General features: G+C 74.3%; 20 protein-coding genes, 2 tRNA genes and 3 pseudogenes. 15 read left to right on the top strand and 10 right to left on the bottom strand.

Annotated elements, in window-relative coordinates:
- Positions 1-139: 139 nt before the first annotated feature.
- Positions 140-715 carry an acetate uptake transporter gene (locus AC4IJH_RS23195; protein WP_490853733.1) on the bottom strand — a complete coding sequence of 192 codons (576 nt, stop codon included), beginning with the start codon at positions 713-715 and terminating at the stop codon, positions 140-142.
- Between the two features lie 239 nt (positions 716-954).
- Positions 955-1,476: a universal stress protein gene (locus AC4IJH_RS23190; RefSeq protein WP_490853732.1), complete on the bottom strand. Its 522-nt coding sequence runs from the start codon at positions 1,474-1,476 to the stop codon at positions 955-957.
- A gap of 387 nt (positions 1,477-1,863) precedes the next feature.
- Here AC4IJH_RS23190 and AC4IJH_RS23185 point away from each other — a divergent pair, with 387 nt between their 5' ends.
- From AC4IJH_RS23185 to AC4IJH_RS23170, 4 genes are all read left to right on the top strand, one after another.
- Entirely contained in the window at positions 1,864-2,169 is a 306-nt protein-coding gene (locus AC4IJH_RS23185) for a hypothetical protein (protein ID WP_490853731.1), read from the top strand.
- A gap of 348 nt (positions 2,170-2,517) precedes the next feature.
- Positions 2,518-3,849: a GlxA family transcriptional regulator gene (locus tag AC4IJH_RS23180; protein ID WP_490853730.1), complete on the top strand. Its 1,332-nt coding sequence runs from the start codon at positions 2,518-2,520 to the stop codon at positions 3,847-3,849.
- 5 nt (positions 3,850-3,854) lie between these two features.
- Positions 3,855-4,472 (top strand): oligoribonuclease, encoded by a 618-nt coding sequence (orn, locus tag AC4IJH_RS23175; RefSeq protein ID WP_490853729.1) that lies wholly within the window; start codon positions 3,855-3,857, stop codon positions 4,470-4,472.
- 133 nt (positions 4,473-4,605) lie between these two features.
- A tRNA-His gene (locus tag AC4IJH_RS23170) sits at positions 4,606-4,681 on the top strand.
- A gap of 119 nt (positions 4,682-4,800) precedes the next feature.
- Here AC4IJH_RS23170 and AC4IJH_RS23165 read toward each other — a convergent pair.
- Positions 4,801-5,451 carry an NAD(P)-dependent oxidoreductase gene (locus AC4IJH_RS23165; RefSeq protein WP_490853728.1) on the bottom strand — a complete coding sequence of 217 codons (651 nt, stop codon included), beginning with the start codon at positions 5,449-5,451 and terminating at the stop codon, positions 4,801-4,803.
- Positions 5,452-5,590: 139 nt separating this feature from the next.
- Here AC4IJH_RS23165 and AC4IJH_RS23160 point away from each other — a divergent pair, with 139 nt between their 5' ends.
- Positions 5,591-6,478, top strand: coding sequence for a helix-turn-helix domain-containing protein (locus AC4IJH_RS23160; RefSeq protein ID WP_490853727.1), 888 nt, complete (start codon positions 5,591-5,593; stop codon positions 6,476-6,478).
- 79 nt (positions 6,479-6,557) lie between these two features.
- On the opposite strand, the pseudogene AC4IJH_RS23155 reads toward AC4IJH_RS23160, so the two are convergent.
- A pseudogene (locus tag AC4IJH_RS23155) lies at positions 6,558-7,397 on the bottom strand (LacI family DNA-binding transcriptional regulator); the annotation flags it as partial.
- Here AC4IJH_RS23155 and AC4IJH_RS23150 point away from each other — a divergent pair.
- Positions 7,388-8,416 (top strand): annotated as a pseudogene (locus AC4IJH_RS23150) (glycoside hydrolase family 1 protein); the annotation flags it as partial. The pseudogenes AC4IJH_RS23155 and AC4IJH_RS23150 overlap by 10 nt on opposite strands.
- A 177-nt stretch (positions 8,417-8,593) precedes the next feature.
- On the opposite strand, the pseudogene AC4IJH_RS23145 reads toward AC4IJH_RS23150, so the two are convergent.
- From AC4IJH_RS23145 to AC4IJH_RS23135, 3 genes and pseudogenes are all read right to left on the bottom strand, one after another.
- Positions 8,594-8,818: pseudogene (locus AC4IJH_RS23145) on the bottom strand (chitinase); the annotation flags it as partial.
- A gap of 303 nt (positions 8,819-9,121) precedes the next feature.
- On the bottom strand, positions 9,122-10,552 hold the full coding sequence (locus AC4IJH_RS23140; protein WP_490853726.1) for a sensor histidine kinase: 1,431 nt from the start codon (positions 10,550-10,552) through the stop codon (positions 9,122-9,124).
- Positions 10,549-11,259: a response regulator transcription factor gene (locus AC4IJH_RS23135; RefSeq protein WP_490853725.1), complete on the bottom strand. Its 711-nt coding sequence runs from the start codon at positions 11,257-11,259 to the stop codon at positions 10,549-10,551. Before AC4IJH_RS23135 ends, AC4IJH_RS23140 begins: the two co-directional genes overlap by 4 nt.
- 121 nt (positions 11,260-11,380) lie before the next feature.
- Here AC4IJH_RS23135 and AC4IJH_RS23130 point away from each other — a divergent pair, with 121 nt between their 5' ends.
- Entirely contained in the window at positions 11,381-12,010 is a 630-nt protein-coding gene (locus tag AC4IJH_RS23130; protein WP_490853724.1) for a hypothetical protein, read from the top strand.
- 76 nt (positions 12,011-12,086) lie between these two features.
- Here the strand turns inward: AC4IJH_RS23130 and AC4IJH_RS23125 are convergent, their stop codons facing one another.
- Positions 12,087-12,950: a spermidine synthase gene (locus AC4IJH_RS23125; RefSeq protein WP_490853723.1), complete on the bottom strand. Its 864-nt coding sequence runs from the start codon at positions 12,948-12,950 to the stop codon at positions 12,087-12,089.
- Positions 12,951-13,019: 69 nt separating this feature from the next.
- On the bottom strand, positions 13,020-13,613 hold the full coding sequence (locus tag AC4IJH_RS23120) for a hypothetical protein (protein ID WP_490853769.1): 594 nt from the start codon (positions 13,611-13,613) through the stop codon (positions 13,020-13,022).
- Between the two features lie 283 nt (positions 13,614-13,896).
- Here AC4IJH_RS23120 and AC4IJH_RS23115 point away from each other — a divergent pair, with 283 nt between their 5' ends.
- Positions 13,897-15,447 (top strand): NsdA family TPR-like regulatory protein, encoded by a 1,551-nt coding sequence (locus tag AC4IJH_RS23115; protein WP_490853722.1) that lies wholly within the window; start codon positions 13,897-13,899, stop codon positions 15,445-15,447.
- Between the two features lie 13 nt (positions 15,448-15,460).
- Here the strand turns inward: AC4IJH_RS23115 and AC4IJH_RS23110 are convergent, their stop codons facing one another.
- Positions 15,461-16,054 (bottom strand): histidine phosphatase family protein, encoded by a 594-nt coding sequence (locus tag AC4IJH_RS23110; RefSeq protein WP_490853721.1) that lies wholly within the window; start codon positions 16,052-16,054, stop codon positions 15,461-15,463.
- Positions 16,055-16,275: 221 nt separating this feature from the next.
- Here AC4IJH_RS23110 and AC4IJH_RS23105 point away from each other — a divergent pair, with 221 nt between their 5' ends.
- The 7 genes from AC4IJH_RS23105 (at position 16,276) to AC4IJH_RS23075 (ending at position 23,035) form a co-directional block, all read left to right on the top strand.
- Positions 16,276-17,379: a phosphatase PAP2 family protein gene (locus AC4IJH_RS23105; RefSeq protein ID WP_490853720.1), complete on the top strand. Its 1,104-nt coding sequence runs from the start codon at positions 16,276-16,278 to the stop codon at positions 17,377-17,379.
- Entirely contained in the window at positions 17,288-18,589 is a 1,302-nt protein-coding gene (locus AC4IJH_RS23100) for a hypothetical protein (protein ID WP_490853719.1), read from the top strand. The genes AC4IJH_RS23105 and AC4IJH_RS23100 overlap by 92 nt, the downstream gene beginning before the upstream one ends.
- A gap of 61 nt (positions 18,590-18,650) precedes the next feature.
- Positions 18,651-20,222 (top strand): hypothetical protein, encoded by a 1,572-nt coding sequence (locus AC4IJH_RS23095; protein ID WP_490853718.1) that lies wholly within the window; start codon positions 18,651-18,653, stop codon positions 20,220-20,222.
- 49 nt (positions 20,223-20,271) lie between these two features.
- The gene (locus AC4IJH_RS23090; protein ID WP_490853717.1) at positions 20,272-21,630 is read left to right on the top strand and encodes an AAA domain-containing protein; all 1,359 of its coding nucleotides are present in this window, start codon (positions 20,272-20,274) and stop codon (positions 21,628-21,630) included.
- Positions 21,631-21,718: 88 nt separating this feature from the next.
- Positions 21,719-22,108: a DUF8844 domain-containing protein gene (locus tag AC4IJH_RS23085; protein ID WP_490853716.1), complete on the top strand. Its 390-nt coding sequence runs from the start codon at positions 21,719-21,721 to the stop codon at positions 22,106-22,108.
- A gap of 146 nt (positions 22,109-22,254) precedes the next feature.
- Positions 22,255-22,905: a bifunctional DNA primase/polymerase gene (locus AC4IJH_RS23080; RefSeq protein ID WP_490853715.1), complete on the top strand. Its 651-nt coding sequence runs from the start codon at positions 22,255-22,257 to the stop codon at positions 22,903-22,905.
- Positions 22,906-22,961: 56 nt separating this feature from the next.
- A tRNA-Lys gene (locus AC4IJH_RS23075) sits at positions 22,962-23,035 on the top strand.

Raw genomic sequence — 23,035 nt, 5'->3', positions numbered from 1 at the left:
CTCCGCGAGAGCGGCGCCGGCTCGGGCGCGAAGAATGAGGCGGGCCCCCCGCGCGTGCCACCATACGCGCGAGGAACCCACCTCCCCTGTGCCGGCGTCGCCCATACGCCGGCGGTGATGCCGCCCTACCCGGGAACCGTCACCTCCCGAGCGGCAGCACGCTCTTGCCGTGTGCGCCGTTGGCCAGCGAGGCCGTGGCGCCGTACCAGCCCGCGGCGCCGGCCACCACGGCGACCCAGCCCGCGATCCGTACGATCAGTCCGTCGGTGCCGGCGAACTGCGCGATGGACAGGATCAGCAGGGCCACGAAGAGCAGCCCGAAGACCACCTGCGCGACGGGGCCCGAGGTCCAGCTCGCGACGGTGAGACTGAGCGCGAGCAGCGCCCACAGAAGGAGGAAGTAGCCGGTGGCCGCCTCACTGGCCTTGGTGTCCACCGCGCTGGCCCAGGTGAACCAGAAGGCCCCCAGGCCCGTGAACGCGGTGCCGGTGAGCACAGAGCCGCCGCGGAACTCCCAGAGCCCGGCGACGAATTGAGTGATTCCGCCGACGAAGAGCGCGAGGGTGGTGCCGTCGCGCACCGTCGCGTCGCTGACCACATCGGCGTTGAAGAGGCCGAACGCCAGCAGCGTCAGGCCGAGTGCGAGGTATCCAAGCGCCGAGGCGTCGCCCCCGGCCACACGGGTCCGGCTTCCCGCGGTGACATCTTTGGCCACGGCAAGCTCCCTTCTGTGCATCTGTGCAGTTGTTGACCCCACTTGATCGGGTTGTACCCCTCACAAACGCACAATCCACCTCTACGCATCGGTAGATTTGCCGCTCTCGCACACGGAGTGGACACGGTTCGATCACGGGCGGAAAACGGACCGGCGGGCGGACGCCGGTCCGCCGGCGGTGGCCTCAACTGGGCCGATGCGTACGGGAGATCGACGGCAGACCCCGCGGGCGCGGCACGTCAGGGAATGACGATCACGGGCCGCTGCGCGCGCCGCGCGAGCCGCCCCGCCACCGAGCCGAAGATCCGGCCCACGATGCCGTGCGTGGAGCCCACCACGATCGCGTCGGCCTCGTACTCGCGGCCGACCTCCTCCAGCTCGTGGCAGATGTCCCCGCCGCGCTCGACCAGAATCCATGGCACTTCGGACAAATGGTCGGCGCAGGCCAGCTCCAGCCCGAGCACTTCGGTACGGTGGTCCGGCACGTCCACGAAGACCGGCGGCTCACAGCCCGCCCACACGGTCGTCGGCAGCCTGTTGGCCACATGGACGATGATCAGGCCCGATCCTGAGCGCCGGGCCATACCGATTGCATACGCCAATGCTCGTTCGCTCGACGTCGATCCGTCGAAGCCGACCACGACGCCGTGCTGGAAGGCTGGGTCGCAGGAGTGGCGTGTCTGTTCCGCCGCTTGGAGGTCCGCCATCGGATCGGCGACCTGCTTGCGGTCCGCGGGTTCGGGGATTTCGTGACCGGCCATTGGTGTCTCGGCGAGGACGTCCTCTTGCGGAGGGGCGGACGGGGAACGGCGATTGACTTGATCCGGCAGTTGACTGAGCTTGCTTGATCGAGAGGGACCCCTGGAGGGGTGTCGTAGTTCAAAGGGGAACGATACGACTGGGAATCACCTTCCCAAGCCCTTACCCCAAGAGTACGGCGCCACTCCCCCCGCTGCCCAGAGCCTGCCGCAGACGGCGGACGCCTGTACGGCGGGTGTTCCCCCCTCGAACGTTCCCCGGAGCATGCCGGAGCACGGGCCGTATGGCAATGCCCCTACTTCCCTCGGCTCGCCCCCGTACGTACCCATCGCGGTGACCCCTGGTCCCGGGCGGCGTTGTAGTACCAGCCGTCCTGGAGGGAGTACGCCGTGCCCGGTCCGTCGAACACGTCCGCCGATCCGGTGAGTGATGTGGTCCGCTGGGGGGCGTTCAGCTGTGCCCTGGTGCCGCTCGTGCTCGTCGTGTGCGGCTCGTCCGTCGGCGGGGCCGCCGGCACCGCCATCGGGCTGACGGCGGTCACCTGTGCCTGCCGGGCGCTGCTGCGGCAGTCCGAGCGGCACGCGGCCCGTCTGCCCGCCGAGCAGAGCTCTGCGCACCGTGGGCGACACCAGCGTACGGGGACCGGAGCACACCGCGGCGGACGTCATTCCGGGGGGCGTACGCCGGGCGAATGAGCCACCCGCAAGTCGGCCCGCGTTCGTTTTCAGCCAACTTCGCACCTGGGCTCAACCCTTGGCGAAAGCGACCTCCAACCCGTGTGTGAGCAGGGCGGAAAGAACCGCTCGGCATGGTTGTGTCCCATGGCGGGTGGGCAGAGGCGAGAGGCGTACTTCCCAGCAAGCCCGACGAGTGGAACGCTTCGTGATCGAATGCTTCGCGCCAAGTTGCCATATCGACATAGCAGTGGGTGGTGAACTTGGCACTCCATCCTCACGGGACCCAGTAGATTCGATCTTGGCAATCACGGCGGGGGAAAAATGCAGGGCCGAGAGGGCTAGACGACCGAGGGGGGCTTAAGCGCCATGAGCCAGGACTCCGCTGCCGTACCAGATGCCGCACGCAAGCTCGCCGCCCGACGACGCCGCGAAATAGTCGCGGTGCTCCTCTTCAGTGGCGGCCCTATTTTCGAGAGCTCGATTCCGCTCTCGGTCTTTGGCATCGACCGCCAGGACGCGGGCGTTCCACGGTACCGACTACTTGTGTGCGCGGGCGAAGATGCGCCTTTGCGCACGACCGGGGGGCTCGAACTTTCCGCCCCCTATGGCCTGGAAGCGATCGCTCGCGCGGGGACGGTTGTCGTCCCGGCCTGGCGGTCCATCACCCAGGCACCGCCACCGGCCGCGCTGGACGCGCTGCGCCGGGCGCATGAAGAAGGGGCCCGCATCGTCGGGCTGTGCACGGGGGCCTTCGTCCTCGCTGCCGCCGGACTGCTCGACGGCCGTCCGGCCACCACGCACTGGATGTACGCACCGACGCTCGCCAAGCGTTACCCGTCCGTCCATGTGGATCCACGCGAGCTCTTCGTCGACGACGGCGATGTGCTCACCTCCGCGGGGACGGCGGCGGGCATCGACCTGTGCCTGCACATCGTCCGTACCGACCACGGCGCCGACGCGGCCAACGCGCTCGCCCGCCGGCTGGTCGTACCGCCGCGCCGCACCGCCTCCGACCTCGGCCACCAGCGCTACCTGGACCGGTCATTACCGGAGGAGATCGGGGCGGACCCGCTCGCCGAGGTCGTGGCCTGGGCACTGGAGCACCTGCACGAGCAGTTCGACGTGGAGACGCTGGCGGCCCGCGCCTACATGAGCCGCCGCACCTTCGACCGCCGGTTCCGGTCCCTGACCGGGAGCGCGCCGCTGCAGTGGCTGATCACCCAGCGCGTGCTGCAGGCCCAGCGGCTGCTGGAGACCTCCGACTATTCGGTCGACGAGGTCGCCGGACGCTGCGGCTTCCGCTCGCCGGTCGCGCTGCGCGGCCACTTCCGGCGGCAGCTGGGCGCCTCGCCCGCGGCCTACCGCGCGGCCTACCGGGCGCGCCGGCCGCAGAACGGGGTGCCCGACCAGGCGGTGCGCTCGGAGCGGCCGGAGCGCGGGGAGCGCCCCGGACCCGCGGGCCCGCCCGGACCTCCCGGACCGCCCGGCCATGTGGCTCCCGCGGCGCCGGCGGGGCCCACGGGCGCCGAGCGGTTCGCGACGGCCACCGGGGGCGGGGGCCACGCCACCGCGCTCGCCTCCGGCGAAGTGGGCAAACCGGAGTCCGACGCGTACGCGCCGCGGCTCCCCGAGCAGTCGCTCGGCCGGTCCGGTGGCCGTCCGGTGCTGCCCAGCCAGCGGGAGCGCCCCGTAGGGTGAGGCGTATGAACGATCGCATGGTGTGGATCGACTGCGAGATGACCGGACTCTCGCTGTCGAGTGACGCACTCATCGAGGTGGCCGCGCTGGTCACCGACTCCGAGCTGAACATCCTGGGCGAGGGGGTGGACATCGTGATCCGCCCCCCGGCCGAGGCGCTGGCCACCATGCCGGAGGTGGTGCGCACCATGCACACCGCCTCCGGCCTGCTGGACGAGCTCGACGGCGGTACGACGCTGGCCGAGGCCGAGCGGCAGGTACTGGAGTACATCAAGCAGCACGTTCCGGAACCGGGCAAGGCTCCGCTGTGCGGCAACTCCGTCGGCACGGACCGCGGCTTCCTGCTGCGGGACATGCCGGTGCTGGAGGACTATCTCCACTACCGGATCGTGGATGTCTCCTCCGTCAAGGAGCTGGCCCGGCGCTGGTTCCCGCGGGCGTACTTCAACAGCCCGGAGAAGAACGGCAACCACCGCGCGCTGGCGGACATCCGCGAATCCATCGCGGAGCTGCGCTACTACCGCGAGGCCGTCTTCGTGCCCCAGCCGGGGCCGGACTCCGAGACCGCGAAGTCGATCGCGGCGAAGTACGTCCTGCCTGCGCAGACCTCGCCCGCGCCCTAGCGCGCACCCCGTCCGCGAAAGAGTGACGCAGCTCGCTCCCGGCAGCGCAAAAGCCGGGAGCGAGCACCCATCCGGAGCCTGTATAGTTTTCTCCAGCCGGTGGGGAACAAGACACCACACAGCACCGGTCATGGTGGGTATAGCTCAGCTGGTAGAGCACCTGGTTGTGGTCCAGGATGTCGCGGGTTCAAGTCCCGTTACTCACCCCAGCCGAAGGCCCGGCCTGTCACTGACAGGCCGGGCCTTCGTCGTATCCGCCGCGCCCGCGCGGGAGATCATCCGCGCGGGATCGGACACCCGGTCGTGAAGGCGACGGCGGCGGGGGCGGTCAGTAGCCGACGGTGAAGCGCTCGCCGATGTGCTGGGGCCTTTCGAGCTCGTCGAGGAGGGCGACGGCGTAGTCCTCGGTGGAGATGCGGCTGGTGCCGTCGGCGGCGGCGACGAGGTCCTCGGTGGCGGTGCGGTAGGTGCCGGTGCGCTCGCCGGGCTCGATCAGGGCGGCCGGGCTGAGGTTGGTCCAGCGCACGTCGGTGACGGTGCGGTAGAAGTCCAGCGCGTCGCCGTGCGCGTGCATGATCTGGAGCAGGAACTCCGGCAGGCCCTCGGCGTCCCAGACCTGCTTGCCGTCCGGGGTGCGCAGCGAGCCCGCGCCACCGACCGCGATCAGGCGCGGGGCCGCGTCACCGAGGGTGCGCAGGCCGGCGACCAGGGACTCGGCGGCGGGCTTGATGGTGGCGATGTGGCCCGGGCCGTCGCCGCCGCCGACCGCGCTGACCAGGACGTCCTGGCCCTGGGCCACGGCGGCGACGGACGCCGGGTCCAGGATGTCGCCGGTGACGACGGTCAGGTTCGGGTCGGTCTTGGTGACCTTGGCGGGGTCGCGGACGACGGCGGTGACCTGGTGGCCGCGGCGCAGGGCCTCGTCCAGTACGCGGCTGCCGATGGTGCCGTTGGCCCCGAAAATGGCGATCTTGGACATGCTGGTTCTCCTTGGTCTCCGGTGTTCCCGGGGTCGTGCCCGCGTCCCGTGAGGATGGTGCTTTCCGTCACCGGCCGCGCTGACGTCTTCTACGCTAGAGGGGAGATCGGGGCATATCTGGGTAGGCACGGGACCGGTGATGGTGAAAAACCGACAGGAAGTCTTTCCGGAGGTCGCCTTCTCGGCGCCCGCCGGGCGGCCGGCGGGCGTGGAGGTGCTGACCTTCGCCGAGCTGCGCGAGCGCGCCGCGGCCTGCGCGCTGGCCACCCCGCACCGCCCCGGCTTCCACCACCTCTTCGCCGTGGACAGCGGCCTGCTGCGGCACACCGTGGACTTCCGGGAGTACGAGCTGTCGGCGGGCGATGTGGTGTGGGTGCGGCCCGGGCAGGTCCACCACTTCGGCGACCTGGGCACGGCACAGGGCGTGCTGGTCCTGTTCGAGTCCGGGTTCCTGGACCCGGCGACGGCCGCTGCCGCGCGGCTGGAGGACTGGTACGGGCCCGCCGTGCGGCAGCCGCAGGGCGACGCGGCCCGGGCCCTGCGCGCCGCGCTGGAGCATCTGCACCGCGAGTTCGGCGCGCTGCGCGGCCTCCCGCTGGAGGTGCACCTGGACGTCCTGCGGCACCTGCTGTCCGTACTGGTGCTGCGGGCCGCGCATCTGCAGGCGCCGCCGGAGGGCGAGGGCTCGGTCTGCGAGGCGGGCGAGACCTTCCTGCGCTTCCGGGAGGCGGTGGAGCGGGACTTCGCGCACAGCCGCCGGGTGGAGGACTACGCCAGGGCGCTGGGGTATTCGCCGCGCACGCTCTCCCGCGCCACGGCCGCCGCGACGGGCATCGGGGCGAAGGAGTTCATCGACCGCCGGGTCGTGCTGGAGGCCAAGCGGCTGCTGGCCCACGGCGAGCTGTCCTCGGCCCGCATCGCCGGACACCTCGGCTTCGCGGACGCCGCCAACTTCACCAAGTTCTTCCAGCACCGCACGGGGAGCACACCGATCGCCTTCCGTACGGGGGTGCGCGGCGCCCCTTGAGGCGCGCGGGGAACGGCGCGGCCGGCCCCCACCGGCCTTGCGGGTTCCGCGCCGCGCTCGCCGCCACGGCGAGCGGCGCTCAGGACGAGCCGCGGCGGACCAGTTCGGTGGGCAGGATCAGCCCGGGGTGACGGGGCGCGCCTTCGGCCAGGTGACGCAGCAGGACACGGGCCATCGCGCGGCCCATGGCCTGCACCGGCTGGCGGACGCTGGTCAGGGGCGGGTCCAGGTGGCGGGCGACCGGGGAGTCGTCGAAGCCGGCCAGGGCGATGTCCTCGGGGACGCGGCGGCCGTGGGCGCGCAGCGCCGCGCGGGCCCCGGCGGCCATCACGTCCGAGGCGGCGAAGACCGCGTCCAGGCCGGGGCGGCGGGCCAGCAGCGCGGCCATGGCGCGGCGCCCGCCCTCCTCGGTGAAGTCGCCGTGCGCGACCAGGGCCGGGTCCGGCGCGCACCCCGCCTCGGCCAGCGCCCGGCGGTAGCCGTCCAGGCGGCACCTGGCGGCGTACACGTCCAGCGGCCCGGCGATGGTGGCGACGGCCCGGCGCCCCCGCGAGAGCAGGTGCCGCACGGCGGTGCGGGCGCCGCCGGTGTTGTCGCAGTCGACGTACGGCAGCGGTTCACGGGCGGCGCGGCGGCCGCCGAGGACGGCGGGTATCCCGAGGCGGGCGAGCAGGTCGGGCAGCGGGTCCTCGCGGTGCACGGAGACGAGCGGGACGCCGTCGGCCCGGTGGCCGCCCAGGTAGGCGCCCAGGCGCCGGTGCTCCTTGGGGGTACGGACCAGGGTGAGCAGCAACTGCCAGTCGGTGCCGGCCAGTTCGGCGCTCACCCCGCGGATGATGCCGGAGAAGTACGGCTCGGTGAACAGGCGGGCCTCGGGCTCGGGGACGACCAGCGCGATGGCGTCGGTGCGGCTGGCCGCACCGCGACACGGCCTGCCGCTTCGCCGACTACGCGCGGATCGTGGCCGAGGCGCTGGGCGACCGCGTGGAGCGGTGGACCACCCTCAACGAGCCGTGGCGCAGCGCGTTTCTGGGCTACGCCTCGGGGGTGCACGCCCCGGGCCGTACGGATCCGGTGGCCGCCCCGCGCGCGGCCCACCACCTCAGCCTCGCGCACGGCCTGGCCGCACAGGCGCTGCGCGCCGCCCTCCCCTCCCGCGCACAGCTCACGATCAGCCTCAACCCGGCCGTGGTCAGGGCCCGTTCGGCACACCCGGCGGACCTGGACGCCCGGCGTCAGGTGGACGCGCTGGCGACCCGTATCTTCACCGGCCCGCCGCTGCGGGGCGCATACCCCGCCGATCTGATCGCGGACACCGCCCACCTCACCGACTGGTCCTTCGTACGCGGGGACGACCTCGCCGTCATCAAGCACCCCCTGGACGCGCTGGGCATCAACTACTACACACCCACAGTGGTATCAGCGGGCACTGACAACACCCCCGCAGCAGCCACCCCCGAGCGCCCGGACGGCCACGGCAGCAGCGCCGCCGAGCGCTCCCCCTGGGTCGGCGCCGAGCACCTCGCCTTCCACCAACCCCCGGGCGAAAAGACGCAGATGGGCCGGGCGATCGACCCGAGCGGCCTGTACGACCTGCTGATGCGCTGCCACCGCGAGGCCCCGGGCCTGCCGCTGCACATCACCGAGAACGGCGCCGCCTTCGACGACCGGCCCGACGCGGAGGGCAGCGTGCACGACCCCGCCCGGATCGCCTATCTGCACGGCCACCTCACCGCCGCCCACCGCGCCATCGCCGACGGCGCCGATGTGCGCGGCTACTTCCTGTGGTCGCTGCTGGACAACTTCGAGTGGGCCCACGGCTACGGCAAGCGCTTCGGGGTGGTGCACGTGGACTTCACCACCCAGGCCCGTACGCCCAAGTCCAGCGCCTACTGGTACGCGCGGCTGGCGCGCACCAACGAGCTGCCGGACCCGTGACGGCACGAAAGGGGCGGGGCGCGACGGAGGGGGGGAGTTCCGCCGCGCCCCGCGTCGGGGGGTGGCCATGGGGCCTCGGCCCGCGTACGGCGGACCTCAGCCCTTGTACGCCGCGAGCGCCTTGGTGAAGTCCAGCTCGCCCTGGCGCGCCGAACTGCACGTCGGCCGGGTCGAGTTGCCCGCGGCGCCGCGGCAGGCGGGCCCGTAGTCCATCGCCATGATGTTCACCGCGGCGATCTTCACACCGTTCTTCCTGACGTCGGCCAGCAGCCCGGCCCCGTCCCCGGTCAGCCCCTCGGGCATGACGGGCAGCGTGAAGGAGACGTCCAGGCCCGGGTGCTTCTTCTGGAGCTGCGCGATGGCCCGGGCGCGGCGGGTGCTGGCGGCGGCGCCCGGGGCCGCGTCCTCGGCGGCGCCCGGGGCCGCGTCCCCGGTGGCGCCCGCCGACGACGTGACGGCGAGCGCGCCGCCCACCGCGACCGCCGCCGTCCCCGCGCCGATCAGCTCGGCCTTGCGGCTCGCGCGTCTGCGGTGTGCCGAGTCCGTACGTCCGCGGTGTGCCGAAGGGCTCATCCGGTGCCTGCCTGTCGTCTCGTGGGGGGCTCGGTGCGCTGGGCACGCTAGCGCCCCCGAAACGGACAAAACCCTTTATCCGTACGGCAGATGACGGAATTATGGTGGCCTTAAGGAGGCCAAAGGGAGCCGTTAAGCGGCGGTGTCCGCACCCCGGCCCACCGCCCGCCTGCCGCGCCCCCGCAGCGTGCGCCGCAGCCGGTGCCCCGTCCTGCGCCGCCCGCCGCGCCCGTCTTGCCCACCGTCCAGCGCCAGCCATACCCGTACCTCGGTCCCGCCGAGCACGGAACGCCCGATGCGCACATCGCCCCCGGTGGACTCCGCCAGCCGCCGCACGATGTCCAGCCCCAGGCCCGTCGAGCCGTCCTGGCCGTCGCCGTGCCCGCGGCGCAGCGCCGCCGCCGTGTCCGCGATGCCGGGACCGGCGTCCGAGACCAGCACGATCACCGCTCCCTGCGCGGTGTGGACATCGACGGCGAAGGCGGTGCCCTGCGGGGTGTGCCGGAAGACGTTGCCGAGCATCGCGTCCAGTGCGGCGGCCAGGTCGGCGCGGGCGACGGGCAGGCGCAGCGGCCGCTGGACGCCCGCGACCCGCGCCGTGCGCCCCTCGTCCTCCGCGAGCGCCGACCAGAAGTCCATCCGCTCGCGGATCACCTCGGCCGCGTCGCAGCCTGCCGCTGCCGCCTGCTGGTGCTGTGCCTTCTGGGCGCGCGCGGTACGGATGATCTGGTCGACCTCGCGCTCCAGTTGGGCGACCGCGGCCCGGGTCTGCTCGGCGGCCGGGCCCTCCCCCAGGGAGGCGGCGTTCAGGCGCAGTACGGTCAGCGGCGTGCGCAGGCGGTGCGAGAGGTCGGCGGCCAGCTCGCGCTCGTTGGCCAGCAGTTGGACGACCTGGTCGGCCATGGAGTTGAAGGCGGTGGCGGCCGAGCGCAGCTCCCGGGGCCCGTCCTCCGGTACGCGCACGCCCAGGCGCCCCTTGCCCAGGTCGTGCGCGGCCCCCGCGAGCCGCTCCGCGGGGCGCACCATACGGGTGCCCAGGCGGTCCGCGACGGCGACCGAGCCGACGATCAGCGCCAGGCCGACCCCGGCCAGCACCGCCCAGGAGGTCGTGACGCCGTTGCTCAGCGCGTCCTCGGGGACGTACACCTCGACCACCGCGATCCCGGAGGCGACGGCGGTGGGCTGGAGCAGCACCTGGCCGCCGGCGACCGGCGAGGTGGAGGCGCGGCCGAGCCGGGCCGCTTTGGCGACGTCCTGGGGCCGGGCCCGCCGGGTCCCGATACCGGTGGTACCGCCGCCCTTCCCGCTGTCCTTCCCGGCGGCCGGTACGTGCACGCCGATACGGCCGCCGGGCCCGCCCTCGGCGCTGGCCAGCGCGCGCTCCAGGGGTGCGCGTTCGGTGGTGATGGCCAGGACGGGGCCGATGGCGGCGGCCTGCCGCTCGGCGCTGGACAGCGCCCGGTCCCGCGCCATCTCCTTGACCACCAGCCCGAGCGGGACGGCGAAGGCGAGCACGACCATCGTGGTGACCGCCAGCGCCACCTTGACCAGGGCCCATCTCACGCCGGTGGCTCCGGGGCCCGCGGCGGCTCCAGCTTGACCCCGACGCCGCGCAGGGTGTGCAGATAGCGGGGCCGGGCCGCGGTCTCGCCGAGTTTGCGGCGCAGCCAGGACAGGTGCACATCGATGGTCTGGTCGTCGCCGTAGGACTGCTGCCAGACCTCGGCCAGCAGCTCACGGCGCGCCACGACGACACCGGGCCGCCCGGCGAGGAAGGCCAGCAGGTCGAACTCGCGGCGGGTCAGGTCCAGCGGCACACCGTCCAGCTCGGCCTGGCGGCGCAGCGGGTCCACGGTGAGCCCGCCGACCCGCAGCAGCCGCGAGGGCGCGCCGCCGCCGGGCCCCGCGCCCCGGGAGCGGCGCAGCACGGCCGCCATCCGGGCCGAGAGGTGCTCCACGGAGAAGGGCTTGGTCAGGTAGTCGTCGGCACCGTCGTTGAGCAGCCGTACGATCTCGGCCTCGTCGTCCCGGGCGGTCGCGATGATCACCGGTACGTCGGTGATGCCCCGCAGCATCTTCAGTGCCTCGGCGCCGTCCAGATCGGGCAGCCCCAGGTCGAGTACGACGACGTCGAATCCGTGGTGGGCCACCTCGCGCAGCGCCTCCAAAGCGGTGCCGACACTGCGCACGGTGTGCGAGGCCTCGGTCAGATGCCGGATGAGCGCCGAGCGCACGAACGGGTCGTCCTCGACCACGAGCACACTTGCCATGGGCGGCACCGTACGCCATCCGGGTGACACCGCTTATCGACGCCCACCGCTCAAAAAACCGCCGGAAGGGGCGAAACCACCCCCTGCCCAGGGCTGTGTCCGGTGGTGCAGTATGTGCCGGATGCGACGACGAGGACTTGTGCACGCGGCGGCCTGGACGGTGGCGACCGGGGCGGCGGTCGCGCTGTCGTGGTTCGGGGTGCACACCGTGATGGCCGGGACGGCGTACGACCCGCCGCGGGCGCTGCCGTTGTCGGAGGGGGTGGGGCCCGGGCACCCCGCGGCGGACGGCCCATCCGCGCCGCGGGCCGCCTCCACGCACCGGCCCAGACCGTCCGCGTCCGCCGAGCCCTCGCCCTCCGGGCCGGCCCGCTCGCCCAAGCGGGCCGGGGCCGCCGCCTCCCCCGAGGCGGACACCAAGGCAGGCGGCGGGCGGGGCAAGGCCTCGGCCGCACCCTCGAAGGCCGGGCCGCCGGCCGCCGATGAGGACAGCCCCAGCAACCCCGGTGACCCCGACAGCACCGACTCGGTCAAGAGCTATGCGACCGCGGGCGGCCGGGTCGTGCTGGGGCTGGGGACGGACTCGGCCGAGCTGGTGTCGGCCACGCCCGGCTCGGGCTGGCGGATGCAGGTGTGGAAGCAGGACAAGTGGCTGCGGGTGGACTTCACCCAGGGCTCGGCGCGCAGCTCGGTGATCTGCGCGTGGAACGACCATCCGCCGCTGGTCGAGACGAACGACCGGGCGACGTGAGGGCAGCTCTCTTCACCAAGCGGCGTACGGCGCGCCTGACGAAGTGCCGTACGGAAAGCGCCGCTTGAGGGCGGGGTCAGTCGAAGACGGCGGCCGGGGGTGCCGGTGAGGCGGTGGCCGTCGCGTCCGTGACGGGGGCCGCCCCGCCGGTGAAGTCCACCAGTGCGCGGCCGTGTTCGACCCGCGCCGACTGGGGGTCGGTGGCCGCCCTGCGGGTCAGTTCGGCCACCGGAAGCTCCCGGTCGGCGGCCAGCAGGACGGCGTTGCCGAAGCGCTTGCCGCGCAGAACGGCCGGTTCGGCGGTCAGGCACAGTTCGGGCAGGACGCTACGGACCGTGGCGATCTGGGCGCGCAGGAACGTCAGGGGCGGCCCGTCCGCGAGGTTGGCGGCGTACAGACCGCCGGGGCGCAGCGCCCGCCGCACCTCGCCGACGAACTCGGCACTCGTCAGATGCGCGGGCGTGCGGGCCGCGCTGAAGACATCCGCGATGACCAGGTCCGCCCAGCCGTCCGGGATCTTCCGCAGCCCCTCGCGGGCGTCACCGCCGCGCACCCGTACGCGCCAGCCGCTCTCCAACGGGAGCTGCCTGCGCACCAGTTGGGTCAGCGGCGCGTCGATCTCCACCACCTGCTGGGTGGAGCGGGGCCGGGTCGCCGCGATGTAGCGGGCCATGGTCAGTGCGCCGCCGCCCAGGTGCAGGACCTGCAGCGGCCTGCCGGGCGGCGCCGCCAGGTCGGCAATGTGGCCGAGCCGCCGCTGGTAGGCGAAGTCCAGGTGCGCCGGGTCGTCCAGGTCCACGTGCGACTGGGGGGCGCCGTCGATCAGCAGGGTCCAGCCGCGCGGCCGGTCCCGGTCGGGCCGCAGCTCGGCCGTGCCGCCGTCCACCGCTTCGATGACGGACCGCGCCTGCGCCCGCTCCCGTCTGCTGCTCTTCGCCATGGCCCCATTATCGCCCGAAACCGCAGGTGGGAGGCGCCTGGCGGGGGCGGCAGGGGGCCGGCGGGGCGCTCACTGGCAGCGGTCGACGGCCTCGATGGTGCGGGCCGCCTCGCCGAGGGCCGCGCGCAGCACGGCCGGGTCGGTGGCGGTCAGATACGCGCCCTCCGGCGGCACCAGCCAGCCGGTGCCGGTGACCGGCGGCTCGACGGGCTCGCCGCCCACCACGGCGGCGCCGCACATGGGCACCCCGCGGCCGTACGTCTGGGTGCAGGCGCTGCCCGGCAGGTCCCAGCCGTCGGCGGTGCCCGGCGGCACCAGGAAGCCGAGGGTGTCGCAGGAGCCGTCGTGCAGGACCGGGCCGACGCCGTCGCGCAGCCGCAGGATGTCGACGGCCTCCAGGCCCTGCCGGGCGGGCACGGTCACCAGGTCGCACGGCTGGTCAGCGGCCCGCTCCCAGGTGTCGGAGGAGTTCCACGTCTCGGACGAGGACCAGGACTCGCAGGCGTCCCAGGCGTCGGCGTGCGGGAGCGAGGCGGAGGGGGAGTTGGCGACACGGCCCGGCGCGCGGCTCTCCTCCAGGGTGGGGAGGTGACGCGCGGTGCTCAGCGATCCGCCGAGTGAACTCCCGCCGAGGGGACGGCCGTTGACCGCTCCGCCCGCCATCGCGCCGCCGCTGCCACTGACGCCCTTGTTCACGCCGGTCTCCAACATGGGAAACCCCTCCTCAATGACGCGCCACTGCCTTTACACCCTCTTCAACGCCCGAAGTCGTCAACGGCTACGGCGGCATGACGCCGCAAAGGATGGCACTTCATGGCAGATGACGGGTGAGATATCCGGTTTGTAGCCAAACTCAGCGTGCTGCAAGTGCCGTACCGGGTACGGTCGTCCCGCCGCACCGCCACGGCGCGGCACCGCCTCAAAGATGGCACGGAGAGGTTCTGCCATGGCGTCGCCCCCAGCGTCATCCGCGTCGTCAACGCCGTCAGCACAGTCGTCCACATATGCGCCGTCAGCATCCACCACACCGCCCCGACCACCCACAACGCCGGGGCAGCCGGCTCCGTCGCGCACGGCCCCGGCCCGCGCGAACACCGCCTTCAGGCAGCTGCGCGGCCAGCTGTCGCCGGGGGAGTTCGCGGCATCGGTGCGGCGGGCCGCACGCGAGATCGGCGAGCAGGTCTCGTGCGACGCCCGCTATGTGGGGCGCGTGGAGTCCGGCGAGATCCGGTGTCCGAACTACGCGTACGAGCGGGTGTTCCGGCACATGTTTCCCGGACGCACGCTCACCGATATGGGTTTCGCGCCGCGTGAGACTGTACGCGGACGGGGTACACGGGCAGCGCCGGACGGCACGCCTGCGGGCGGCGCCGTGGCGCGCGGTGCGACCACGCGGGGCACCGCGTGGCCGGCAACCGGACCCGACGACCGCGACAGCGGTACCCAGAACTGCGAGGAGAGCGACGTGCTGCGTCGCGTGTTCATCACCGGTGGCCCTGCCGCCGCGCTGGGGCTGACCGCCCTGGCCCCCTTTGCCGTGGCCGCTCCCCGTACCCCCAGTACGCCCCACCCCCACACCACAGCCGGCGGCCGGGTCGGCGAGGCCGAGGCGTCGGCCGTGGAGGAAGCGGTGCGCAGGATCCGCCTGCTGGACGACCGGCACGGCGCCGAGGGCATCTACGCGCGCGCCGCCCAGCCGCTGCGCGCCGCCTACGAACTGCTGGACGCCGGCACCCACCGCCGGTGCGTGGCCGACCGGCTGCACGCGGGAGCGGGCGAACTGTCCATCTCGGTGGGCTGGTTGGCGCACGACTCGGGCCGCTTCCAGGACGCCCGCTCGCACTACGCCGAGGCGCTGGCCACCGCCCGGGTCGCGGGCGACGCGGCCCTTGAGGCGCACGCCTTCTGCAACACCGCCTTCCTGGCCCGGGACGCGGGCCGCCCGCGCGAGGCGGTGCGCGCGGCCCAGGCGGCGCAGCAGGCCGCCAAGCACCTCTCCTCGCCGCGCCTGCTGTCGCTGCTGGCGCTGCGCGAGGCGGGCGGCTGGGCGGGGATGGGAGACCGTACGGGCTGCGAGCAGGCGCTGCTGCGGGCCCAGCGGCTCTTCGACCACGGGCCGTGCGACGCCGATCCGGAGTGGATGTCCTTCTACGGCGAGGCGGAGCTGGAGGGCCTGGAGGCGCAGTGCTGGTCGGCGCTGGGCGAGCGGGAGAGGGCCGCGCAGCACGCCCGCCGGGCGGTGGCCCTGCAGGACCCTCACTTCACCCGCAACATCGCGCTGTTCACCACGGAGCTGGCGGACAACCTGGCCGCCAGCGGCTGCCCCGAGGAGGCCGCGGCGGCCGCGACCCGCACCCTGGTGCTGCTGGGCCAGGTCCAGTCGGCCCGGATCCGTACGATGCTCGACTCCACGGCCCACTCGCTGCGCCCCCACCGCGACTGCGCCGCGGTCGCCGACTTCCTGGAGCGGCACGCCGCGGGGGCGCGCCCGGCGTGAGACAACGTCCCGCTCAGCCCAGGTGGCCGGTGTCGTTCCAGCGCTCGATGGCGGGCTCGCCGTAGGCCCAGCCCAGCACCGACAGCGAGGTCGGCTCCAGGCGGATGCGGGCCGCGAAGGAGATGTCCAGGCCGAGCCAGCGGGCGCCCAGCGAGCGCAGGATGTGGCCGTGCGCGAAGACCAGCACGTCGCGGTCGGCCGAGCGCGCCCACTCCACGACCTCATCGGCGCGCGCGGCGACCTGCGCGAGGGTCTCGCCCTCGGGCACGCCGTCGCGCCAGATGAGCCAGTCCGGGCGGCCCGCCTTGATCTCGGCCGGGGTCATGCCCTCGTACGCGCCGTAGTCGATCTCCATCAGCGCGTCCCAGTCCTGGGCGCGGTCGCCGAAGCCGGCCAGCTCGCAGGTCTCCTTGGCGCGCACCAGCGGGCTGGTGCGGACCTCGACGCCCGGCAGGCCGTCCCAGGGGGCGCGGTGCAGCCGCTCGCCCAGCAGCTTGGCGCCGCGCCGGCCCTCCTCCAGCAGCGGAATGTCCGTACGGCCGGTGTGCTTGCCGGACAGGGACCACTCCGTCTGCCCGTGCCGGGCCAGCAGAATGCGCGGTGCCATGGGAGCTGCCTTCCGCCGATGCCTCGGCTGTAGCTGAATGATGCGTTCCGTTCCATCATCGCGCATCGCGAAGGACGGCAGCCGCGCAGGTGGCAGGGGGCGGCGGCGGGCGGCGCACCCCGCACGGCGGCCATCGAAACTTACGGCGTACGGTTGAAGGTCGTCGGCCGCTCCCCCACGGCCGCGTGCACACCCCTGCAACACCCTGGAGAACGTTCCGGATGCACCCCGCAACCCTCCGCACCGCGGCATCCGGACGCCGGGCGCGCTGGTGGACCGAGCTGCCCCTGATAGCCCTCGTCTACCTCGCCTACTCGGCCGGGCGGCTGCTCGCGCGCGGCGACGTGGCGAGCGCCACGGACAACGCCCTGGCGATCCTGCGGGCCGAGGACCTGCTGCGGCTCGCCCCCGAGCGCCCGCTGAACGCGCTGTTCACCGCGGTCCCGGCGCTCGGCGTACCCGCCGACTTCGTCTACGCCTCGCTGCACTACCTGGTGACGCCCGCCGTCCTCGTCTGGCTGTGGCGGCGGCGCCCGCACCACTACCGCGTGCTGCGCACCTGGCTGATGCTCGCCACCCTGATCGGCCTGATCGGCTTCACGCTGCTGCCCACCGCGCCGCCCCGGCTGCTGCCCGAGGCCCACGGCTTCGTGGACACCATGGCGCACTACTCCTCCTACGGCTGGTGGGGCCAGGAGGCCAGCGCGCCGCGCGGCATGGGCGGCATGACGAACCAGTACGCGGCCATGCCCAGCCTCCACGTCGGCTGGGCGCTGTGGTGCGGCGCCGCGCTGTGGCGGCACGGCACCGCCCGCGCGACCAGGGCCTTCGCGGTGGCGTACCCGCTGGTCACACTCCTGGTGGTGATGGGCACCGCCAACCACTACTTCCTGGACGCGGTGGCGGGCGCGGCCGTCATGGGCGTGGGGCTGCTCCTGGCCCGCCCGGCGCTGCGGCTGGCGGACGGGGTGCGCGGGCGGACGGGTACGGGCAGGCTTCGCGAGGGCGCGGGGCGGGTCCGTACGCCGCACGGGAAGGCGCGGGGGCAGGTGCCGTTCGACGGTGCCGTGGCCCGCGGTGCGCATGCGGTCGCCGTGGATGTCAGTGCCGGATGCGAGACTTCCGCACGTACGGCAATGTCCCGGGCGACGCTCACCGGATCCCCTGCCGCTGTGGCAGACCGGCGAGGTGGCCCGGGCCCACAGCGCGAGGCAGACCCAGAGGCAGACCGACGTGAACGCACCCTCCTCCCGCGGCAGTCAGCCCGCGGCCGCACCACCGCAGCGGCCGGCCCGGACGACAGGGCTGCGGGCGCGCCTCGCTGAGCTGCGCGGCCCCGGCGTCCCGCCGCGCGCGCTGGACGCCCGCGCCCTGGCCGCGCTCGCCGCCAACCCCGGCTGCCGCCGCCGCGCCCTGCTGGACGGCGCCGGGGTCGACAAGGCGGCGCTGGCCCTCGCCATCGGCTCGCCCCTCTCCTACGGCCAGTCGCAGTTCGCCCTCGCGCGCGGCAACAGCTTCGAGGCCCGCGTGAAGGCCGACGGCGCAACCGAACTGCTGCGCCTGCTCCACGAGCGCCTGGGCGGCGAGGACCCCGCGCCGGACCCCGGACAGGTCGCGGCGCCCGACCTGTCCGCCGCCGGGCCCGAGGGGCGCGCCGCCCGTACGGCCCTGGCCCTGCGCGAGGCCACCGCCGAGGGCGGCTGGACGCTGCTGGACCATCCGCTGCTCGCCCTCGAAGTGGCCGGTTCCCCCGCCTACTTGGAGCCCGACGCCGTCGTGGTGCACCCGGACGGCCGCTGGACGGTCGTCGAGATCAAGTCCTTCCCGATGGTCGACGGGTCGGCCGACGCCGCCAAGGTGGGCGCGGCGGCCCGGCAGGCGGCGGTGTACGTCCTCGCGCTGGGCGACGTCGCGGCGCAGGCCGCCGCGGAGACCGGCCGCGAGGTGCGGGTGGGCGAGCGCGTCCTGCTGGTGTGCCCCAAGGACTTCTCCAACCTCCCCACCGCCGAGGCCGTGGACATCCGCAAGCAACTGGCCACCACCCGGCGCCAGTTGGCGCGGCTGACCCGCATCGAGGAGATCGCCGCCGCGCTCCCGCCCGGCACCACCTTCGACCTGCGCGCGGAAGGCGGCGACGGCGCGGCCCGGCCGCCGAGGGAGCTGGCCCGCGCGGTCGAGTCGGTCCCCGCGGCGTACGCCCCCGAGTGCCTGTCCGCCTGCGAACTGGCCTTCCACTGCCGCGAGAGGGCCCGTGAGGCGGGCGCCGTCGAGGCGCTGGGGCGTGGCGTACGCGGCGAGCTGGGCGGTCTGCGCACGGTCCGGGAGGTGCTGGCGGCGGCGTCCGGCACGGGCCCGCAGCGGTGCGGCGCCACGGACCCCGCGGCGGCCGACGGCCCGGCCGCCCCTTCGCCCGACGACTCCGGCGGCCTCGACGGTCTCGACGGCGATCCCGCCGTCGAAGCCCTGCGCCGCGCGGCCGCCCTGCGCGCCGAGGCCCTCGCCGCGGCCGCCGCGACCACCGGAGGCGCCCCGTGAGCCCCGCCCCGCCGTCCCCGGGCCGCCGCCGCGGCCCCCGTCCACAGGAAGCGGTGCGCCCATGTCACTGATCACCACCCTGGCCAGGATGGAGGCCGTGGCGCAGGGCCGGGCCCGGCCGCTGGCCACGGTCCGCCACCGCCATCTGTCCGAACGCCCCCTGGTCCTCGTGCCGTTGACGACCTCGGGCGAGGCCGGCGCGCCGCTGGGCGCGCTGGTGGGCACCGACCGCGAGCACCCGCGGCTGCTCGTCGTACCCCAGCCGCGCAACCGCGATCTGCGCTTCGCCTTCCTCGCCGAGCTGGCCCAGGCGGTGCTGCCGTACGTGGACGGCTTCGCCGACGCCGTCGAGCTGGAGGAGCGCAAGGAGACCGATCCACAGACGGGCAAGAAGGTGCCCGTCCAGGTCGAACTGTGCGCGGACGCCCCGCAGTTGATCGTGCCCAGCGCGCCCGGCGTGGAGTACGTACGCCTGCTGGGGCGCTCGATGCGCTTTCGCCGTACCGCCGAGCAGGACCCGGACACCCCGCACCCCGCGCCGCCGCACGTCCCGCTCCTGGGCCGCTGGTTCACCCACTTCGGCGAGCGGGCCCGGGTGCCCGGCGCCTGTCTGCTGGCCCCGATGACGGGGCTGCTGGCCCGCCACTGGGCGAGCGGCCAGAGCAATCTGGAGGACCAGCACCTGGGCGCGCTGCTCGCCTGGATCGACCCTCCCGAGGGCGAGCCGGGCGGGCGCGCGGCCCGGCGCGCCGAGTCGGCGCGGGACGCGGCCGGACAGCTGCTGTGCCCGCCGGCCGGCCCGGCCACCGACCCGGCCTTCGACAACAAGCTCCTCGCCCCGGCCGTCGCCCGCTACGACGCGGGGGCCGCGGGCGCCGAGCAGGAGATCCGCGCGCTCGTCGAGGCCCAGCTGCGGCCCACCTGGGAGGCGGTGTGGCGGGGCCTGGACCTGCTGCGCGCGCTGCCCGAGGGCGCCCGGGTGGGCGAGCGCTGGAAGCGCGACCGCTGGTCCTACACCGCGCACCGCGACCGGGTACGCGCCGGAGAGCCGCCCCAGCCCCGGCACGACGACGCCGTCACCGCCGCCCGCAAGCTCTCCTCGCGGGAGAGCGCGCAGGCCCAGCTGGACGCCCAGGAGGCCCTGGACGACCCCCTGGTCATGGCGGCGCGGCGGCTGGCGGGCGAGGCGCTGGCGGGCGAGGTGCAGGAGGTGGAGATGGCGTACTCCCAGGGCAAGCGCCCGATGCCGCGCCCGCTGGTGACGCTGCGCACGGCCGACCGGCCGCTGCTGTCCGAGGGCGCCAAGCTCTACCGGGCGCTGCCCGAGGGCAGGTCGCAGACCGCCGAGTTCGTCCAGGCGCTCCCCGGCGAGCCGGGCGCGCTGGTGCTGCGGCTGACCGGCGGGATGGGGCGCGGCAAGGTCCCCGAGCCGGGCTCGGTCCCCGACAAGGGCGAGCGGGTGTGCTGGACGCTGTTCGAGCACGCGCCGCGCGGCGGCCCCGAGCTGCCCGACCCCGAGGACACCCCGTGGACCCACGGCGGCCCGCCCGCCGCCGCGGCCGAGCGCCAGGACCAGCTTCCGGCCGCCCTGCCGGAGACCCCCGACCCCGTGACCGCGGAGGACTTCCTGTGACCCGCGCCCCGCGCACCCGCCCCGCCCGCGCCTGCCGGGGCGGTGCCCGGTGACCGCCCCCGCTGCGCACGGCGCCTTCGACCCCGGTGCCGCGGCGGCCGCCGCCACCAGGGCGATCGTGCACGACACCCTGCACGGCACCCGGCGCGGCGTGGTCGTGGACTCCCCGCCCGGCGCGGGCAAGTCCACCCTCGTGGTCAAGGCCGCCGGCGAACTGGCCTCCGCAGGGCGCCCGTTGATGATCGTCGCGCAGACCAACGCCCAGGTCGACGACCTCGTGCACCGCCTCGCCGAGGCCCACCCCGGCCTCCCGGTCGGGCGGCTGCACAGCAGCGAGCCGGGCGCCTACGACCCCGCCCTGGACGGCCTGGACAGTGTGCGTACGTCCGCCAAGGCGGCGGAGCTGGCGGGCCTGGACGTCGTGATCTCCACGGCCGCGAAGTGGGCGTACACCAAGGTCGAGGTGCCCTGGCGGCACGCCATCATCGACGAGGCGTACCAGATGCGCTCGGACGCGCTGCTGTCGGTGGCCGGGCTCTTCGAGCGGGCGCTGTTCGTGGGCGACCCGGGCCAGCTGGACCCCTTCAGCGTGGTGGGCGCCGAGGGCGCGGCGCAGTGGGCGGGGCTGTCGTACGACCCCTCGGCCAGCGCGGTGACCACCCTCCTGGCCCACAACCCCGACCTGCCCCAGCACCGCCTGCCCGTCTCCTGGCGGCTGCCCGCCTCCGCCGCGCCCCTGGTCTCCGACGCCTTCTACCCCTACACCCCCTTCCGCAGCGGCACCCTCCAGGGCGATCGCCGCCTCGCCTTCGGGGTGAGCGGCGACGGCTCGGCGGTGGACCGCGTCCTGGACGAGGCCGCCGAGGCGGGCTGGGGCCTGCTGGAGCTCCCCGCCCGCCGAACTCCCCGCACCGACCCCGAGGCGGTACGCGCCGTGGCGCAGGTGGTGCGCCGGCTGCTGGACCGCGGCGGCGCGGCCACCAGCGAGCGCTCCCCCGACCCGGTCCCGCTGCGGTCCGACCGGATCGCGGTCGGCACGGCCCATCGCGACCAGGCGGCGGCCGTCCGCGCCGCGCTGGCCTCGCTGGGCGTCCACGATGTCGCGGTGGACACCGCCAACCGCCTCCAGGGGCGGGAGTTCGACGTCACGGTCGTGCTCCACCCGCTCTCCGGGCGCCCGGACGCCACCGCCTTCCACCTGGAGACGGGCCGCCTGTGCGTCCTGGCCTCGCGGCACCGCCACGCCTGCGTCGTGGTCTGCCGCGCCGGGGTCACCGAGCTGCTCGACGAGCATCCTTCGACGGAGCCTGTACAGCTGGGTGTCACAGTCAAGTTCCCGGACGGCTGGGAGGCCAACCACGCCGTGCTGGCCCACCTGGCGGAGCACCGTGTGGTGTGGCGGCCCTGAGGCGCGCGAGGCGGCTCACGCCGGACCCCGGGCCCACTTGCGCGGCACGGGACAATGGAATGCGGCAGACGATCCTGGAGGTACGTACATGTCCGAGCCGCAACCGGCTCCCGACCCGCGCGGGGCGGCCCCCTCGGCCCCGGCGAGGCGGCTGAAACCGGCGCCGCTGCTCTTCGAGCCCCCCGAGGCCGCTTCGGACCCGGAGCACTTCTTCGACCTGGAGTCGATCGAGGACCCGCGTGAACTGCTCGCGCGGTCCACGGAGTTGACGCTCGCCTTCCGTGCCGCGGCCGACCGGGCGACCGAGTTCCAGGCCATGGCGGCGGCACAGCTGGCCGACCCCCGGCGCTTCGACCGGGTACCGCTGTCGGTGATCGCCGAGCGCGCGGACTGGACCGAGGACTACGCCAGGAAGATGGTCGAGTTCGGCCGCGGCCTGATGCGGGAGACCGGCAACCGGCCGGACGCCTCGGACTGACCTCCCGGCCCGTCCCGGCGGCCCATGATCCTCGATCATGGGCCGTTGGCATATGCGGGTCCGAAAGATACCGCGCCCCGGCCCGCCCCGTCCCGGCTTCGGGTATTTGGCAGAAACGGAACCTCAGCCACCGGTAAACCTGTCCCATGACCGACTGGCGACCGCGCCCCCTCCCCGCCCCGCGCCCCACCCTCGCCCCTTCCGCACCCCCCGCCCCGTCCGCGTTCCCCCTGCACACCGCCACGTACGTCACGCTCGCCGGCGCCGACTGGCTGGCCTCCGCGGCTCCCCACCCGGACAGCGTCCACGCCCAGTGGGCGGCCCGGCCGAGCGCCCCCAGCGTGCTGCCCTGCGGCACCGCCTTCGACGTGATCAACACCCCCGCGCTCTTCGGCCGCGCGATGGTGGACCGCTTATGGTCCCAGGGCCCCGGATCGGGCCCGGTGGCCGTGCACCGCGGCCGCATCCTGCTGTTCGCCGCCCCCGGCACCGCGCGGCGGCTGCCCGCCCTGCTGGACTGGGAGGAGTGGGGCGCGTGCGTGCCGCCCCTGCTGTGCCACGGCGCCGGTGACGCGGTGACCGTCCCGGCGCTCTACCCGCCGCCCGCCCCCGCGGGGCGCGAGCCCGCCGCCTCCCGCTGGCTGGTCGCCCCCGAGGTGCGCGCCCCCTGGCTGCCCGGCCCCGACGTCCTGCTGTGGGCCTGTGTCCGCGCGGCCCGCGCGCCGCTGCCCGAGCCCGCGGCGGACGCCCCGGACCCCGGCCCGGAACCCCTGGTTCCGGGCCGTTCCCCCCGCTGAGACAAATCGATTTTTGTCCTCCCCGATCAGGGTGCTAATGTTTTCCACGTCAGCAGGCGCCGCTAGCTCAGTTGGTTAGAGCAGCTGACTCTTAATCAGCGGGTCCGGGGTTCGAGTCCCTGGCGGCGCA

It is taken from the genome of Streptomyces sp. UF-297 (assembly GCF_058245575.1).
The sequence above is the reverse complement of the archived record's forward strand: the minus strand, read 5'-3'. Positions and strand labels throughout refer to the sequence as shown.